The following is a 15032-nucleotide window of genomic DNA, read 5'->3' on the forward strand; positions in this document are numbered from 1 at the left end:
CAGTGTGAAGATCTGGCACGCCGCTGGTCGCACAGATCGATCCGCCGGGCGGCCGGCGGGGCGCCGCAGGCGACCGCGTACCGGCTGCTCCTCTGTGACGTGCCCGCCAGGCTGCCGATCCGGCCCTCCCTGCCTTCGCGGGCAGGGCCGAGAGCCAACTGTGTGACCTGCCCGTCTCCACGGGAAGAGGAGTGCCGCTGCCTCGGCTCGCCGTGCCTATCGTGAAAAGACACACCAGCGGCGACGTCGAGGCAGGGCAGACGTGATGGAACCGGAGATCGATTACGCGGCAGTGTTCCAGGCCCTGCCCGGTGCGGTGGCGCTGCTGACCCCGCAGCTGGTCTACGCGGACGTCAACGAAGAGTTCTTGCGCGTGATGGGCCGCACCCGCAGCCAAGTCATCGGCCGCTACCTGCGCGACGATTTTGCCCATAAACCGAACGACGCCGGCGCGGCCGTGGTGCGCAACATCGAGGCGTCACTCAGCCGGGCGGCGGAAACCGGTGAGCGCGACACCATGGAGCTGCAGCGCTACGACATTGAGGATCCCGACCGGCCCGGGGTGCTGGGCGAGCGCTACTGGACCATGATCAATATTCCCGTCCTCGGTTCGGACGGGCGGGTGGCGCTGCTGATGCACCGCGTGGAGGAGGTCACCGAACTCATCCGCGCCCGCGTGGTGGCGCTGAGCCTTCAGGAGGCGATGCTGCCCGCCCTCCGCCCGGCCGGGCGCCACCCGGCGGCCGCGCGCTACCGGCCCGCCATCGACGCGCTGGACGTATGCGGTGACTGGTACGACCTGGTCGAACTGTCCGGCGACCGCATTGCGGTCGCCGTCGGTGACGTCGTCGGCCACGGCCTGCCTGCGGCCCAGGTGATGGGGCAACTGCGCAGCGCGCTCAGTGCCGCCTCCCGCGTCACTGAAGGCCCCGCCCTTGCCCTGGAAGTCCTCGGGCTGTACGCCCGCTCGGTCGACGGCGCCGAGAACACCACCGTGGCCAACACGTTCATCGACTGGAACACCCACACCATCACCTACAGCAGCGCGGGCCACCCCCCGCCGGCCCTCCTGCACGGGGACGGAACCGTCGAGTTCCTGGACCGGGCCACCGACCCCCCGCTCGGTGCCCGCCCCGAACCCGCTCCCCGGCCCCAGGCCACCGCGTCCTTCGCCGAGGGGTCCGTCCTCGTGCTGTACACCGACGGCCTGATCGAGCGCCGCCGCGAAGACATCGACGCCGGTCTCGCACGGCTCGCCCGCTCCCTGGCGGGCCACCGGACAGCCGACCCCGAAACCCTCGCGGACGCCCTGCTGGCCGACCTGCTCCCGCTCGGCGGTGTCACCGACGACACCGCCCTGGTCGTCGTGCGGCTGTGACCCGGCCGAGTGTCCGCGGCAGCGTGCTCCACTGAGGGCCACTCCCGCGACAGGGAGTGGGCTCCCGATGCCCTGCGACTGCGCCGGCGGCGTTGTCGGGACGGTCCGGCGCATTGCGATGCACCGCACCGGTCGCCGCGGGTGCCGTCCCTCGGGCGGACGGCGATACTCCGCAGACACCCTCAGCCCCCCGTGGAGAGCAGCTCGTCCGCCGGGCTGTTCACCGGCTGCGGGGTCCCGGTGAGGTCCATCACGAAAAGCGGGATACCGAGCCCGTCGGCGCGCCCCCTGGCGTCCTGCGTATACCCCGTCAGCGAGAAGAAGACGCTGGTCACCGATGCGTTGAGGGCGTTCAGCCAGAGACATTCGACGTCGCGCAGGGTGCTCGGCCGGGTGGCCGAGTCGACCTGGGCGATCAGTCCGGCGGCGCGCAGATCGATCCGGGACGAGGGCCGCTCCGCCGGTATGACGACGTCGCGGTAGCCCAGCCACCGCAGATACATGGCGGCGGCGGTGACCGCGTCGCGGCCGGTGCGGATCGTCAGCGGCCGGAACGGCGGGCGCGGCGCGGGCACCGTGCGCGGCAGCGGGATGTGGGACGGCCGGACCCCGTCCGCCGGGTCGGCGCCGGCCGCCGTGACCGGTCTGACCGGGATCCGCAGCACCGTCCCGCACGGGCAGCAGAGCTCCGGCTGCGGCCACTGGTCGTGGCGCCCGCAGGCGCGGCAGCGCACGGTCACCCAGTCGTCGTTCCAGGTGCGGTGCGTGATCGGCTCGGGCGCGGCGCCGCGCAGCATCGGGGCGGCGGTGGGGGACCCGCACGGGCACGGGTAGACCGGTGCGAGGTACGCGTGCTCGCGGCGGCAGGCCGGGCAGCGTACCGGCACGGACTCCCCCATGGCCTCCCTCCGGCACCGCTGCCGCCGCCGGTGCCTGCCTTCGGGCGCGTCGGCGCTCCGTGACCGTCACCGTCCGACCGCGCCCCGTGCCCCCATGGTCCACCACGAGCGGGGCGCGAGGGGAGCGACTTGGAGGATTCGCGGCTCTTCCGGCACCGCGTGGCGGCGGCCCGGCGCCCTCCCTTGACGGCCGCCGGGCCGCCATTTAGATTGCTTCCGTATAGCAGAAATAAGCTTCCGTAATGCGGAATTGGTGCTCTCAGGTGGCGCGACAGAGCCCGACTCCACCAGGTCCGAGCAGGAGCACTCACATGCCTCGAATGACCGCTGCCCGAGCGGCAGTTGAGATCCTCAAGCTGGAAGGCGTCAGTCACGCGTTCGGCGTGCCGGGAGCGGCGATCAATCCCTTCTACGCGGCGCTCAAGGCCGGCGGTGGCATCGACCACACCCTGGCCCGCCATGTCGAGGGCGCGTCCCACATGGCCGAGGGCTACACCCGGAGCAGGGCCGGCAACATCGGCGTCTGCATCGGTACGTCGGGACCCGCCGGCACGGACATGATCACCGGGCTCTACTCGGCGATCGCCGACTCCGTCCCGATTCTCTGCATCACCGGCCAGGCGCCGGTGGCCAAGCTCCACAAGGAGGACTTCCAGGCCGTCGACATCGCGTCGATCGCCACGCCCGTGACAAAGGCCGCGACGACCGTCCTGGAGGCCGCGCAGGTGCCCGGCGTCTTCCAGCAGGCCTTTCACCTGATGCGCTCGGGCCGCCCGGGTCCGGTCCTCATCGACCTGCCCATCGACATCCAGCTGACCGAGATCGAGTTCGACCCGGAGACGTACCAGCCGCTGCCCGTCTACAAGCCGGCCGCGTCCCGTGCCCAGATCGAGAAGGCGATCGGTTTCCTGCTGGCCGCCGAGCGCCCGGTGATCGTCGCCGGTGGCGGCATCATCAACGCCGACGCCTCCGAACTTCTCGTCGAGTTCGCCGAGCTGACCGGCACCCCGGTCATCCCGACGCTGATGGGCTGGGGCATCCTCGCCGACGACCACGAGCTCAACGCCGGGATGGTCGGCCTCCAGACCTCGCACCGCTACGGCAACGCGAACTTCCTGGAGTCGGACTTCGTCCTCGGCATCGGCAACCGCTGGGCCAACCGGCACACCGGCGACCTGGCCGTCTACACCAAGGGCCGGAAGTTCGTCCATGTCGACATCGAGCCCACTCAGCTCGGCAAGATCTTCCCGCCCGACCTTGGTATCGCCTCGGACGCCCGGGCCGCGCTGGAGCTCTTCGTCGAGGTGGCCAAGGAGCTCAAGGCCGCGGGCAAGCTGCCGGACCGCAGCGCCTGGGCCGCCTCCACCCAGGAGCGCAGGGCGAAGCTGCAGCGCCGCACCCACTTCGACCAAGTGCCGCTGAAGCCGCAGCGGGTGTACGAGGAGATGAACCGGGCCTTCGGGCCGGAGACCCGTTACGTCACCACGATCGGCCTCTCCCAGATCGCCGGCGCGCAGATGCTGCACGTCTACCGGCCGCGCCACTGGATCAACTGCGGCCAGGCCGGCCCGCTCGGCTGGACCATCCCGGCCGCGCTGGGTGTCGCCACCGCCGACCCCGAGGGCCAGGTCGTCGCGCTCTCCGGGGACTACGACTTCCAGTTCATGCTGGAGGAACTGGCGGTCGGTGCGCAGCACAACATCCCGTACGTCCATGTCCTGGTGAACAACTCCTACCTGGGGCTGATCCGCCAGGCGCAGCGCAACCTGGACATCAACTTCCAGGTCAACCTGGAGTTCGAGAACATCAACTCCCCGGAACTGGGCGTCTACGGCGTCGACCACGTCAAGGTCGTCGAGGGGCTGGGCTGCAAGGCGATCCGGGTCACTGGGCCGGACCGGCTGCTGCCCGCGTTCGAGGAGGCCAAGAAGCTGGCCGCCGAATTCCGCGTCCCGGTGGTCGTCGAGGCGATCCTGGAGCGCATCACCAACATCTCGATGAGTGGCGCCGGGATCGACGCCGTCAACGAGTGGGAGGACATTGCCACCGAGCCGGGCCACGCCCCGACGGCGATCCGCCCGTTCGTCGCGAGCTGACGCACCACTCCTCGGTACGTCTCCCCGGTGGGGGGGGGGGGGGGGGGGGGGGGGGGGGGGGGGGGGGGGCCCCCCCCCCCGCCCGCCCCCCCCCCCCACCTGCCCGTCCCGGCCAGGCCGAACACGGCCGACACCCCTACCCGTAGTACTTCAGAGCTACGCGGAAGGTGCCCTCCACGGGTGGACGCCGACGACACGGTCCGCTCCCTAGCTTCTGTACCGGAAGCACGACCCACATCCGGTACGGAAGGACCGTCCACTTATGGCGCCCCGTCAGCCCAGGAGCCGCCCCCGCACCCGCCGCCTCTTCACGAGCCCGCGCGGCGCCCGTACCCTCCTCGCAGCCCTCGTCATCGCCGCGGTCACCGTGCCCTTCTCGGGCGCGGCCCGCCCCTCCGCCGTCCCGGCGCCCGCCCCCGCCGCTCTCGCCCCGCTGCGTGCGACCCCCGCCGCCCTGGACGAGCGGTACGCCGTCAACCGCGGTTCCATCCGGGCGGCCGAACGGATGGCCACCGACCACGGCGACCGGAAGCGGGCGGCCGCGCTGCGCGAACTGGCCGACCCGGCGCGCCACTTCCTCTCCTTCGACGGCCGCGAAGGCGGCCGCGGCGCCGAGGTCTTCGGTGATCTGTCCACGGCGCGCCGGATCGCCGTGCTGGTTCCAGGCGCGGGCATCAATGTCGACAAGTACTGGCGGCTGAGGGCCGGTGGTGTCGCGCTCCAGCGGAAGCTCGGCGAGGGATCGGCAGTCATCGGCTGGCTCGGGTACGCAACGCCTGCCACGGTGAGCCCGGAAGCGGTGACGTCCGGCCTGGCTGAGCATTCCGCCCCCGAACTGCGCTCTTTCCTGGACGAGTTGAAGACGTCCAAACCCTCCGCCCGGATCACGCTGCTTTGCCACTCCTACGGATCCGTCGTCTGCGCCAAGGCCGCGTCCGGACTGGAGGTCGCGGGCATCGTCCTGTATGGCAGCCCCGGCACCGGCGCGCGGAGCGTCGCCGCGCTGCACACCCGGGCCACCGTCTGGGCGGGCCGGGGCGGCAGCGACTGGATCGCCGACGTACCGCACGAACAGCTCCGACTTCCGTTCGTCACCGTTGGGTTCGGGACCGACCCGGTCTCGCCCGGGTTCGGTGCCCGGCACTTCGCGGCGGGCGACTGCGGCCACAGCGACTACCTGAAGCGCGGCTCCTTGTCCCTGAAGAACCTCGCCCGGATCGTCTCCGGCCGGACCCCTGTCGAGGAGGGCCGTCATGCGTGAACTCGTCCGGCGGATCGACGCCGCCACCCCGCCCGAACGCGACCGGGCCGCGGACGCCCTGCGCGCCCTCGCCATCCTGGGCGTGGTGCTCGGCCACTGGCTGGTCACCGCACTGATCGCCGACACCGGCACGGTGCGCGCCGCCAGCCCCCTCCAGCACATGCCCGAACTGACTCCGGTCTCCTGGCTGTTCCAGACCCTTGCGGTCTTCTTCCTCGTCGGCGGACAGATGGCCGCGAAGAGCTACGCCTCCGCCCGCGCCCGCGGCACCACGTACGGGCAGTGGCTCGGCGCCCGTATGCTCCGGCTGTTCCGGCCGGTCGCCGCCGTGCTGGTGGTGTGGACCGTGATAGCGGGCACGCTGCTTGCCGCCGGGGTGGGCACGGAGACCGTGCACGCGCTGCTCAAGCTGGTGCTGTCACCGCTGTGGTTCCTGCTCGTCTTCACGGCACTGACCGCGGTCACCCCGCTGGTCTCCAGGCTCCATCCGCTCTGGCCGCTCGCCGTCGTGCTCCATGTCGACCTGATCCGGTTCGGACTGGGCGGGCCCGCCTGGCTCGGATGGATCAATGTGGCGGCCGGCTGGCTGGTCCCGTACTGCCTGGGCGCGACCTGGGCCCGCGGCGGCCTGCACAGCCGGGCCACCGGATGGGCGCTGCTGCTGGTCGGCGCCGCGGTCACCGCCGGCCTCGTTCTGTGGGCCGGCTACCCCGCGTCCATGGTCGGGGTGCCGGGCAGCAGGATCTCCAACCTCGACCCGCCCACCCTCGCGGCCGTCACCTTCGGTCTCGCCCAGTGTGGCGCGGCCCGGCTGCTGCTCGGCCCGCTGCGGCGGGTCCTGCGCCGCCCCGCGGCGTGGGCGGCGGTGGCGCTGGTCAACCTCTCCGCGATGACGGTCTTCCTCTGGCACCAGACCGCGATGATGGCGGTCACCGCCATCGGGCTGCTCGCGGGAGAGGCACTGCCGGGACTGCACACCGTGCCCAGGGATTCGGGCTGGGTGCTCGCCCGTCTGGCGTGGCTGCCGGCGTTCGCCGTGGCGCTGCTGGTCTGCTGGGCGGCGTTCCGTAAGTACGAGGAGGGGCGGTCGCGACGCGGGAAGGGGCGGATCGTCCGCGAGAACCGTCCCACCAGGCCCTCGGTGATGGACCGTGTCTAAGGTGGTCCGGATGACATGGAAATCAGTGGAGGGCAAGGGGCGGTGGAAGGCTGCCCTGCGGAGGGCGCCGCGTGTCCTGTTCGAGGATCTGACGAAGCCCGCCGACCCGCTGCCGGACATGGGACAGCCCGGATGGCCGCTCTGGCGGCCGGTGTTCGCGATGCTGCTGGTCATCTACACGGCCTTCCTCACCGTGTTCCATCTGAACGAGATGAGTCCGGTCGACGGCGGCGGCTTCCCCAAGTACGGGTTGCTGGGCATCGCCCACGGGGCGGCGCTCGTCGCCGCGATGTTCCGCCCGGTGTCGGCCTGGTGGGTGTCGACCGTCCTCATGGTCGTCACCGTGCTGCTCAACGAGCCCGATATGAGCGGGGACCAGTTGTTCCCATGGAGCATTTCCGGGCTCGCGCTTCAGTGCGGAGTGCTCTTCCTGCTGGCGCTGCGGGTCCCGCCCCGCCGCGCGGCCGGCGCGCTGGTGATCACTCTCCTCGCCGGACTCGCCTGCGCCCTTTTCACCACCACGCCGCACAACTACGACATCGACCGCTCCGCTCCGGTCCTGATCGCCGCCGTGGTACTCGGCGCCGCGCTGCGCGGCCTGCGGGTGGCCCGCACCCAGCTCGTCGTCCAGGAGGAGCTCACCGCCGGGGAGCGGGCCCGGCGCACCCTCCTGGAGGAGCGCAACCGCATCGCCCGCGAGCTGCACGACGTGGTCGCCCACCACATGTCGGTGATCTCCATCCAGGCGCAGGTCGCCCCGCACCTGGTCGAGAACCCGTCCGACGAGCTCCGGGAGAACCTCGCGGGCATCCGGCAGAATGCCGTCGAGGCGCTCACCGAACTGCGCCATGTGCTCGGCGTACTCCGCTCCGAGGACGCCTTGTCGCAAGGGGTGAGGCACACCCCGCAGCCCACCCTCGAGCGGCTCGACGAACTGGTCGCCAATGTGCGCGGCGCCGGGCTCACGGTCACCACCGTCACCACCGGTGCGCCGCGCGCGCTGCCGCCCGGTGTCGAGTTGTCGGCCTTCCGGATCGTCCAGGAGGCGCTCAGCAACGCGATGAGACATGCCCCCGGCTCACAGGTGCGGGTGGAGACGGCCTACGGGGCGACCGGGCTGACCGTCCGGATCACCAACAACGCGCCCGACGCGCCGGCCGCGCCCTCGCAGTCCATGGGGCACGGGCTGCTGGGGATGCGCGAACGCACTGCCATGCTGGGCGGCGAACTCGCGACCGGGGCGACCCCGGACGGCGGCTACGAGGTCACGGCTATCCTGCCGGTGAGACCCCCTGCCCTGGCCACCGAATCTGCCGAGGACACCCCGTGACGACCATTCGCGTACTCATCGCCGACGACCAGATGATGGTTCGTCAGGGCTTCACGGTGCTGCTCGACGCGGAACCCGGCATCGAGGTCGTCGGCCAGGCGGTGGACGGCCTCGACGCGGTCGCCAAGGTCGCCGAACTCGCCCCGGACGTCGTGCTGATGGACGTCAGGATGCCGGTGCTCGGCGGCATCGAGGCAACCCGCCGCATCACGTCACCGCCCGGCGCCCGGGTCAAGGTGCTCATCCTGACCACCTTCGATCTCGACGAGTACGTGTACGAGGCGCTCCGCGCGGGCGCGTCCGGCTTTCTCCTCAAGGATGCATCGGTCGAGGAACTGGCCCATGCGGTCAGGGTCGTGGCGTCCGGTGACGCGCTGCTCGCCCCGAACATCACCAAGCGGCTGATCGCCGAGTTCTCCCGGATGACCGCCGCCCCCCGAGCGCCGCTGAAGGACCGCGTCGGTCATCTGACGGAACGCGAGACAGAGGTGCTGTCCCTGATCGCGCAGGGGCTGTCGAACGCGGAGATAGCCCAGTTGCTGGTGGTGGCGGAGCAGACCGCGAAGACCCATGTGAGCCGGATCCTGGCCAAACTGGGGCTGCGCGACCGGACGCAGGCCGCGGTCTTCGCCTACGAGACGGGCCTGGTGCGCCCGACCGGCTACTGACGTACACGAAGGGCGGGAGCGCGGAACCGTCCGCGCCCCCGCCCCAGGGTGGTGACCGCCCGACGGCGGGAGGCCGGCGCGACCGTTTCGTTCGCGCCGCCGGGCGGAGTTCCGCAGGCTGAGAGGGTGGTTGAGCCGGGACCGCGGCGGCGCGCGATGGGCGGCCGGGTCCGCTCTCTCAGGTCGAGAGCGGCCGTCGGCTGCCTTCACCACCGCACTGGCTCGCACGCCGCCGCGGTCCTGGGTCGCGTCCGTCCTGCCGACACCCCTCAGGGACGGCTGGACGGACAGCGCAGGGGATATGACCTCCCGTCATACTCCTTGCGCGGTCTCGGTGATATGGGGGGCTGTCCGGCCCGATCCGCCGGGCAACCCCCTGCTGGGGCGTGTTTCGAAAGTTCCGCCTGCCTGGCGGCGTCTGGCACGCACGCTCGCTGCGTTGTCGGGCTCGCCCCGATACGCCCGGTATCGGGGCGACCCTCCGCCTGGCGATCGCACGCACCAGACGCCGCCAGGCCCGCCCTACGGGCGGACGACGCTACTTTCGAAACACGCCCTAGTCCTCGCGCAGGGCGCGGACAGCTTCCTCGACGCGCTTGCCGTAGTCGGCGTCGGCGGCGTGGAAGTGCGCGAGGTTCTTCTCGATCACGTCGTCGCGGGTGACCTGGGAGAGGCCTCCGGCGATGTTGGCGACCAGGCGGCCCTTCTCGTCCTCGGACATCAGCCGGTAGAGCTCGCCCGCCTGGAAGAAGTCGTCGTCCTTGGTGTGGGCGGGCGCCGCGTGGGTGCCGGTCCAGCCGTGGATCGCCAGCGGGGCGGAGAGTGCCGCGCCGGTCTGGGCGGGGCCGGCGTACGAGTTGGGCTCGTAGTTCTTGTCGTGGCGCGCGCCGTTGCGGGTGGCGTGCAGTCCGTCGCGGCCGTAGTTGTCGACGACGGCGGTCCGCGGGGCATTCACCGGGAGCTGGGTGTGGTTGACGCCCAACCGGTAGCGGTGCGCGTCGGCGTAGGCGAACAGGCGGCCCTGGAGCATCTTGTCCGGGGAGGGGCCGATGCCGGGCACGAAGTTGTTCGGGGAGAACGCGGCCTGCTCGACCTCGGCGAACACATTGTCCGGGTTGCGGTCCAGGACCAGCCGGCCCACGCGCTGCAGCGGGTAGTCACTGTGCGGCCACACTTTGGTGAGGTCGAACGGGTTGAAGCGGTAGTCGGCGGCCTCGGCAGCCGGCATGACTTGCACGTACAGGGTCCAGGACGGGTTCACGCCCCGCTCGATGGCCTGCAGCAGGTCCGTCTGGTGCGAGGTGCTGTCCTTGCCCGCGAGCTCGGCGGCCTGCTCGCTGGAGAGGGAGCGCACACCCTGGTTCGTCTTGAAGTGGTACTTGACGAAGAAGGCCTCGCCCTCGGCGTTCGTCCACTGGTAGGTGTGCGAGCCGTAGCCGTTCATGTGGCGGTACGAGGCAGGGATGCCCCGGTCGCCCATCAGCCAGGTCACCTGGTGCGTCGCCTCGGGGGCGTGTGCCCAGAAGTCCCAGACGTTGTCAGGCTCCTGGCGGCCGGTGAACGGGTCGCGCTTCTGCGAGTGGATGAAGTCGGGGAACTTGATCGGGTCCTTGATGAAGAAGACCGGGGTGTTGTTGCCGACCAGGTCGTAATTGCCCTCGTCCGTGTAGAACTTGAGGGCGAAGCCGCGCGGGTCGCGCACGGCGTCGGCGCCGCCGAGCGAGTCGGCGACCGTCGAGAACCGGATGAACGTCTCGGTGCGCTTGCCGACGGCGGAGAGGAAGTCGGCCCGGGTGAAGCCGGTGACGTCGTCGGTCACCTCGAAGTAGCCGTACGCGCCGGAACCGCGGGCGTGGACCACGCGCTCCGGGATGCGTTCCCGGTTGAAGCGCGCGAGCTTCTCGAGCAGGTGCTGGTCCTGGAGGAGGATCGGGCCACCGGCGCCGGCGGTGGCGGAGTTCTGGTTGTCGGCGACCGGGGCGCCTGACTCGGTCGTAAGCACACGCTGCGTCATGGTGTCGGGGCGACCTTCCGTACGGGAGCTGCTGAACTGAGACGTCCTGGGGGCTCCAGGAGCGTAAGTACGCTCCGAACCGAACGTCAACAGTTTGTTGAAAGTGTGAGTGGGGTGTTCCGGATGGCGCCGACGCCTGGGCGCGACAGGACAGGTGTCAGCGCCGGCACCATCCGGAAGTCTGTGGGGCGGTCGGTCAGGCCTGGACGGGCTGACCCGAGAGGCGCTCGACCGCGCGCAGCAGGGCCGAGTGGTCCAGGCCGCCGTCGCCCTGCGCGCGGAGCGAGGCGACGAGCTGGGCGACCACGGCGCCGACGGGCAGCGCGGCACCGACATTGCGGGCGGCGTCGGTGACGATGCCCATGTCCTTGTGGTGCAGGTCGATCCGGAAGCCCGGCGCGAAGTCCCGGCCCAGGAAGTTGTTCTTCTTCCGGGTCAGTACGGTCGAGCCGGCCAGTCCGCCGGCGAGCACGTCGAGCGCGGCGGCGAGATCGACCCCGGACTTCTCCAGGAAGACGACGGCCTCGGCGCAGGCTTGGATGTTGACCGCGACGATCAGCTGGTTGGCGGCCTTCACCGTCTGGCCGGAGCCGTGCGGGCCGCAGAGCACGATCGTTTTGCCGAGCGCCTGCAGGATCGGCTGCGCGGCGTCGAAGTCGGCCTGCTCGCCGCCGACCATGATCGACAGCACGGCTTCGATCGCGCCGGCCTCGCCACCGGAGACCGGGGCGTCCAGGACGCGGATGTCTTTCTCCTTCGCGTTCTTCGCGAGGTCGACGGAGGTCTGCGGGGTGATCGAGGACATGTCGATCAGCAGGGCGCCCGGCTTCGCGTTCGCCAGGATGCCCTCGGGGCCGTACGCGACGGCCTCGACGTGCGGGGACGCGGGCACCATCGTGATGACGACATCGGCGTCCCGGACCGCCTCGGCGATCGAACCCGCGCCGTGCCCGCCGGCCGCCGCCAGCCGGTCGATCTTGTCCTGCTCCAGGGTGTATCCGGTGACGTCGTAACCGGCCTTGATCAGGTTCTCGGACATGGGGGAGCCCATGATGCCGAGTCCGATCCACGCAACCTTGGGGAGGTTGTTGCTCATGAGGAAGTGCCTTCCTGAAAACGTGTGTACGAGGGGGAGTCCGACACCCTCAGCGAGCTGCTCGGGCCTCGGCCGGGAGCCAGGTGAAGGACTCGGCGCTCGGCCGGTCGCCGGGCTTGTACTCCAGGCCGACCCAGCCGTCGTAACCGGCCTTCGTCAGTTCGTCGAGGAGTTGCTCCAGCGGCAGGGAGCCGGTGCCGGGCGCGCCGCGCCCCGGGTTGTCGGCGATCTGGACGTGACCGGTCCGGTCGGCGTACGCGGCGATGACCTGGCTGAGGTCCTCGCCGTTCATCGACAGGTGGTACAGGTCCAGCAGGAATTTCGCATTGCCGAGCCCCGTCGCGGCGTTGACCTTGTCGACGACCTCGATTCCGGCCGGTGCGCTCACCAGCGGGTAGCGCGGCGACTCCGGCTCGTTCAGGGTCTCGATCAGCAGGACCGCCCCGATCCGGTCGGCCGCGCGGGCGGCCAGGACCAGGTTCTCCAGGGCGAGCTCGTCCTGCACGGCCGGGTCCACGCCGTCGGCGCGGTTGCCGTACAGCGCGTTGAGCGCCGTGCAGCCGACCGAGGCGGCGAAGGCGGCCGCCACCTCGATATTGGCGCGGAAGCGGTCCGACTCCGGGCCGGGCACGGAGAGCGCGCCGCGGTCGGGGCCGGGAAGCTGTCCGGCGTAGAAGTTCAGCCCCACCAGTTGCGTGCCCGCGTCGTCGAGCGCCTTCTTGAGGGCGTCGAGTTCGCTTTGCGGCGGGGTGGGGGTCTCGATCCAGGGCCACCACAGCTCGACCGCGGTGAAGCCCGCCGCGGCAGCGGCCGCGGGGCGCTCCAGGAGCGGGAGTTCCGTGAAGAGGATCGAAAGGTTCACATCGAAGCGCTGGTCCGGGTATCCCATGAAGGTCAGGCGCTCCTTCCGTATTGCGGAAGTTAGTTTCTGCGTAACGGAAGGTTGCCCGGGAGGCGGCCGGGCTGTCAAGGGGGTGCCCGGAATTCGGGCCGGTCAGGGCTCGTCCTGGCACACGGAAGGCGGGGTGGGCATCCTCGGCCGTCCGTCCCGCCTGCTGCTCTCCGGCTGTCGGGCTGCCCGGCGGGGGGCGTGTGCGGCGACACCAGCCGCTCCGCGGCGGGCCGCTCCCTGATCCGGCCTGAGAGCCTGTCGGGCGGCCTCTGATCGGGCGGACCCGGTGTGGCACGCACGCTTCCGGCGTTGCCGAAATGCTCTGGTGGCTCCTTCCCCGAGCTCTCGGCTTCGTTCGAGCAGGGGAGACCCCATCCGAGGACCTTCCGGCGCCTTGCGATCGCACGCGCCACGCCGCGTCCGCTCTCCGATCGAAGGCGACCCGGCAGGCCCTGAGCCGAACGAAAGTCCTCGGCGGTCCGTTAGGGTCGGGGCCGAGCCGCGGGCCCCTGGGTGCGGCGAGCACATGATGGAGGCACAGTGCGCTTGAGAGTGGAGTTCACCACCGAGCCCTTCGATCTCGACGAGGCACCCGCCCACGCGGTGGTGGCCCGCGAGGTGATTCAGACGGCCGAGCTGGACGCCGTGGATGTCGGCCCCTTCGGCAATACGGCGGAGGGCGGCGCGGACGCGGTGCTCACCGCGGTGGACTCACTGCTGCGCAAGGCCCTGGAGTCCGGTGCCACCCGGGTGTCGCTCCAGGTCAACGTCATCGGGGAGGACTCGAAGTGACCGAGTCGGCGGACCACCCCCTCGTCACCGCGGTCAAGCCGCTCGTCGACGCCATGGGCGCCGAGCTGGTCGGCCCCGAGGACGCTCGGATCGATGACGTCGTGCTGGCCTGGGAGGGCGAGGACGTCATAGCCGTACGGCTGCCGCAGCTCTCGGACTCGCTCGACCACATCCTGGCAGCCTTGGAGCGGCGGCACGGCATGCCGCTCGCTGAGCTGGATCGCAAGGCCAAACAGTCGCTCGTGCGGACCCTGGAGGCACGGGGTGCCTTCTCGGTGCGGCACGGCGTGGAGACGGTGGCGGGGGCGCTGGGGGTCAGCCGCTTCACCGTCTACAACTATCTCAACCGGGAAAATGCTGCCAAAGGTGAGTAGTTGAGCGAAGGTCGCGGAAGTACGCGGAAGGCCGTTGCCCGGATCGCCGGGCGGCGGCCTTCGACGTTCGCAGAATTTCAACAAAGTGTTGACGTGGTGTTGTGGAGGGCGTTAGCTGTCCGCAGCCCGACCAACGCACAGCGAAAAAAGCCACGGAGGCTCCCGTGACTCTGAGCTCCACACCGGGCCTCGCCCGGTTCAACACCCTGGCGGACGACGAGGCCACTACCGCGTTGCACGAGGTGTGCGCCAGTGCGGCATGGGGAAGAGCGATCCTCTCCCGGCGCCCCTACACCACCGCAGAAGCCCTTCTCGCCACCAGCGATGCCGCCATGGCCGAGCTGACCCGCGAAGATCTGGCCGACGCGATGGCCGGCCACCCTCCGATCGGCCGCCCGGCCCCCGGGGACCCGACCTCCTCCCGCGAACAGCGGGGGATGGCCGAGGCCGCCGAGGAGCTCAAGGCCGAGATGCTCGAACTGAACCTGGCTTACCAGGAACGGTTCGGACATGTCTTCCTGATCTGCGCCACCGGTGCCACCGGCGAGCAGATGCGCGACGCGGCGAAGTCCCGGATCGGGAACTCGCCCGAGCAGGAGTGCGAGATCGTGCGCACCGAGCTGGGCAAGATCAATCGAATCCGGCTGACCCGTCTCGTAACCGAAGGAGAGTGGCGGTCTTGAGCACCGACACCACCGCATCGGTGTCCACGCACATCCTGGACACCAGCATCGGCCGCCCCGCCGCAGCCGTCGCCGTCACGCTCGCCGCCCGCAGTGGCAGCGACGCCCGGTGGGTGACGCTCGGTGGCTCCGCGACCGACGCGGACGGGCGATGCAAGGACCTGCCGGCGCTGCCGGAGGGCACCACCCATGTGCGTCTCGACTTCGAGACCGAGGCGTACTTCTTCAACCAGCAAGCCGAGGCGCAGCAGGACGCCCCCCGCGTAAGGGACAGCGGTGTGTTCTTCCCGGAAGTGGCGATCACCTTCGCCGTCGTACCGGGCGAGCACTATCACGTACCGCTGCTGCTCAACCCGTTCGGCTACTCCGTATACCGAGGGAGCTAGCAGA

General features: G+C 70.6%; 14 protein-coding genes. 10 read left to right on the top strand and 4 right to left on the bottom strand.

From position 1 onward, the window contains the following. Window positions 1-262 precede the first annotated feature (262 nt). The gene (locus tag ACIBB8_RS08160; protein ID WP_398949624.1) at window positions 263-1378 is read left to right on the top strand and encodes a PP2C family protein-serine/threonine phosphatase; all 1116 of its coding nucleotides are present in this window, start codon (window positions 263-265) and stop codon (window positions 1376-1378) included. Window positions 1379-1560: 182 nt separating this feature from the next. Here the strand turns inward: ACIBB8_RS08160 and ACIBB8_RS08165 are convergent, their stop codons facing one another. Beyond that, entirely contained in the window at window positions 1561-2277 is a 717-nt protein-coding gene (locus ACIBB8_RS08165) for a hypothetical protein (protein ID WP_398949626.1), read from the bottom strand. A 311-nt stretch (window positions 2278-2588) separates the two neighbouring features. On the opposite strand from ACIBB8_RS08165, the gene gcl reads away from it, so the two are divergent. The 5 genes from gcl to ACIBB8_RS08190 all read left to right on the top strand — a co-directional run bounded on the left by gcl (window position 2589) and on the right by ACIBB8_RS08190 (window position 8791). After that, a complete protein-coding gene (gene gcl, locus ACIBB8_RS08170; protein WP_398949628.1) occupies window positions 2589-4373 on the top strand; it encodes a glyoxylate carboligase in 1785 nt (594 codons plus the stop codon). A 262-nt stretch (window positions 4374-4635) separates the two neighbouring features. Further along, entirely contained in the window at window positions 4636-5634 is a 999-nt protein-coding gene (locus ACIBB8_RS08175; protein ID WP_398949630.1) for an alpha/beta hydrolase, read from the top strand. Continuing rightward, window positions 5627-6793 carry an acyltransferase gene (locus tag ACIBB8_RS08180; protein ID WP_398949632.1) on the top strand — a complete coding sequence of 389 codons (1167 nt, stop codon included), beginning with the start codon at window positions 5627-5629 and terminating at the stop codon, window positions 6791-6793. Before ACIBB8_RS08175 ends, ACIBB8_RS08180 begins: the two co-directional genes overlap by 8 nt. 10 nt (window positions 6794-6803) lie before the next feature. Further along, window positions 6804-8123 carry a sensor histidine kinase gene (locus tag ACIBB8_RS08185; RefSeq protein WP_398949634.1) on the top strand — a complete coding sequence of 440 codons (1320 nt, stop codon included), beginning with the start codon at window positions 6804-6806 and terminating at the stop codon, window positions 8121-8123. Further along, on the top strand, window positions 8120-8791 hold the full coding sequence (locus tag ACIBB8_RS08190; RefSeq protein WP_398949636.1) for a response regulator: 672 nt from the start codon (window positions 8120-8122) through the stop codon (window positions 8789-8791). Before ACIBB8_RS08185 ends, ACIBB8_RS08190 begins: the two co-directional genes overlap by 4 nt. Window positions 8792-9347: 556 nt before the next feature. On the opposite strand, the gene ACIBB8_RS08195 is transcribed toward ACIBB8_RS08190, so the two are convergent. The 3 genes from ACIBB8_RS08195 to ACIBB8_RS08205 form a co-directional block, all read right to left on the bottom strand. Next, complete coding sequence (locus ACIBB8_RS08195) at window positions 9348-10805, bottom strand: catalase (RefSeq protein ID WP_398949638.1); 1458 nt, start codon at window positions 10803-10805, stop codon at window positions 9348-9350. Between the two features lie 196 nt (window positions 10806-11001). Next, window positions 11002-11901, bottom strand: coding sequence for a 2-hydroxy-3-oxopropionate reductase (locus tag ACIBB8_RS08200; RefSeq protein ID WP_398949640.1), 900 nt, complete (start codon window positions 11899-11901; stop codon window positions 11002-11004). A gap of 49 nt (window positions 11902-11950) precedes the next feature. Continuing rightward, entirely contained in the window at window positions 11951-12790 is an 840-nt protein-coding gene (locus ACIBB8_RS08205) for a TIM barrel protein (RefSeq protein WP_398949642.1), read from the bottom strand. Window positions 12791-13333: 543 nt separating this feature from the next. Here ACIBB8_RS08205 and ACIBB8_RS08210 point away from each other — a divergent pair. The 4 genes from ACIBB8_RS08210 to uraH all read left to right on the top strand — a co-directional run bounded on the left by ACIBB8_RS08210 (window position 13334) and on the right by uraH (window position 15028). After that, window positions 13334-13585, top strand: a complete 252-nt coding sequence (locus ACIBB8_RS08210; protein WP_037692010.1) for a hypothetical protein — start codon at window positions 13334-13336, stop codon at window positions 13583-13585. Beyond that, window positions 13582-13959 carry a helix-turn-helix domain-containing protein gene (locus ACIBB8_RS08215; protein ID WP_398949644.1) on the top strand — a complete coding sequence of 126 codons (378 nt, stop codon included), beginning with the start codon at window positions 13582-13584 and terminating at the stop codon, window positions 13957-13959. The genes ACIBB8_RS08210 and ACIBB8_RS08215 overlap by 4 nt, the downstream gene beginning before the upstream one ends. 164 nt (window positions 13960-14123) lie before the next feature. Next, window positions 14124-14642: a 2-oxo-4-hydroxy-4-carboxy-5-ureidoimidazoline decarboxylase gene (uraD, locus tag ACIBB8_RS08220; RefSeq protein WP_398949646.1), complete on the top strand. Its 519-nt coding sequence runs from the start codon at window positions 14124-14126 to the stop codon at window positions 14640-14642. Next, window positions 14639-15028 (top strand): hydroxyisourate hydrolase, encoded by a 390-nt coding sequence (gene uraH / locus ACIBB8_RS08225; protein WP_398949648.1) that lies wholly within the window; start codon window positions 14639-14641, stop codon window positions 15026-15028. Before uraD ends, uraH begins: the two co-directional genes overlap by 4 nt. Window positions 15029-15032 lie beyond the last annotated feature (4 nt).

It is taken from the genome of Streptomyces sp. NPDC051286, from assembly GCF_044455345.1.
In the GTDB taxonomy this organism is placed as follows: Bacteria; Actinomycetota; Actinomycetes; order Streptomycetales; family Streptomycetaceae; genus Streptomyces.

What these genes read in the sequence shown, in the direction of transcription:
- ACIBB8_RS08165 (WP_398949626.1), bottom strand. Translation starts at nt 2,277, where the DNA reads ATGGGGGAGTCCGTGCCGGTACGCTGCCCGGCCTGCCGCCGCGAGCAC.
- gcl (WP_398949628.1), top strand. Translation starts at nt 2,589, where the DNA reads ATGCCTCGAATGACCGCTGCCCGAGCGGCAGTTGAGATCCTCAAGCTG.
- ACIBB8_RS08175 (WP_398949630.1), top strand. Translation starts at nt 4,636, where the DNA reads ATGGCGCCCCGTCAGCCCAGGAGCCGCCCCCGCACCCGCCGCCTCTTC.
- ACIBB8_RS08180 (WP_398949632.1), top strand. Translation starts at nt 5,627, where the DNA reads ATGCGTGAACTCGTCCGGCGGATCGACGCCGCCACCCCGCCCGAACGC.
- ACIBB8_RS08185 (WP_398949634.1), top strand. Translation starts at nt 6,804, where the DNA reads ATGACATGGAAATCAGTGGAGGGCAAGGGGCGGTGGAAGGCTGCCCTG.
- ACIBB8_RS08195 (WP_398949638.1), bottom strand. Translation starts at nt 10,805, where the DNA reads ATGACGCAGCGTGTGCTTACGACCGAGTCAGGCGCCCCGGTCGCCGAC.
- ACIBB8_RS08200 (WP_398949640.1), bottom strand. Translation starts at nt 11,901, where the DNA reads ATGAGCAACAACCTCCCCAAGGTTGCGTGGATCGGACTCGGCATCATG.
- ACIBB8_RS08205 (WP_398949642.1), bottom strand. Translation starts at nt 12,790, where the DNA reads ATGGGATACCCGGACCAGCGCTTCGATGTGAACCTTTCGATCCTCTTC.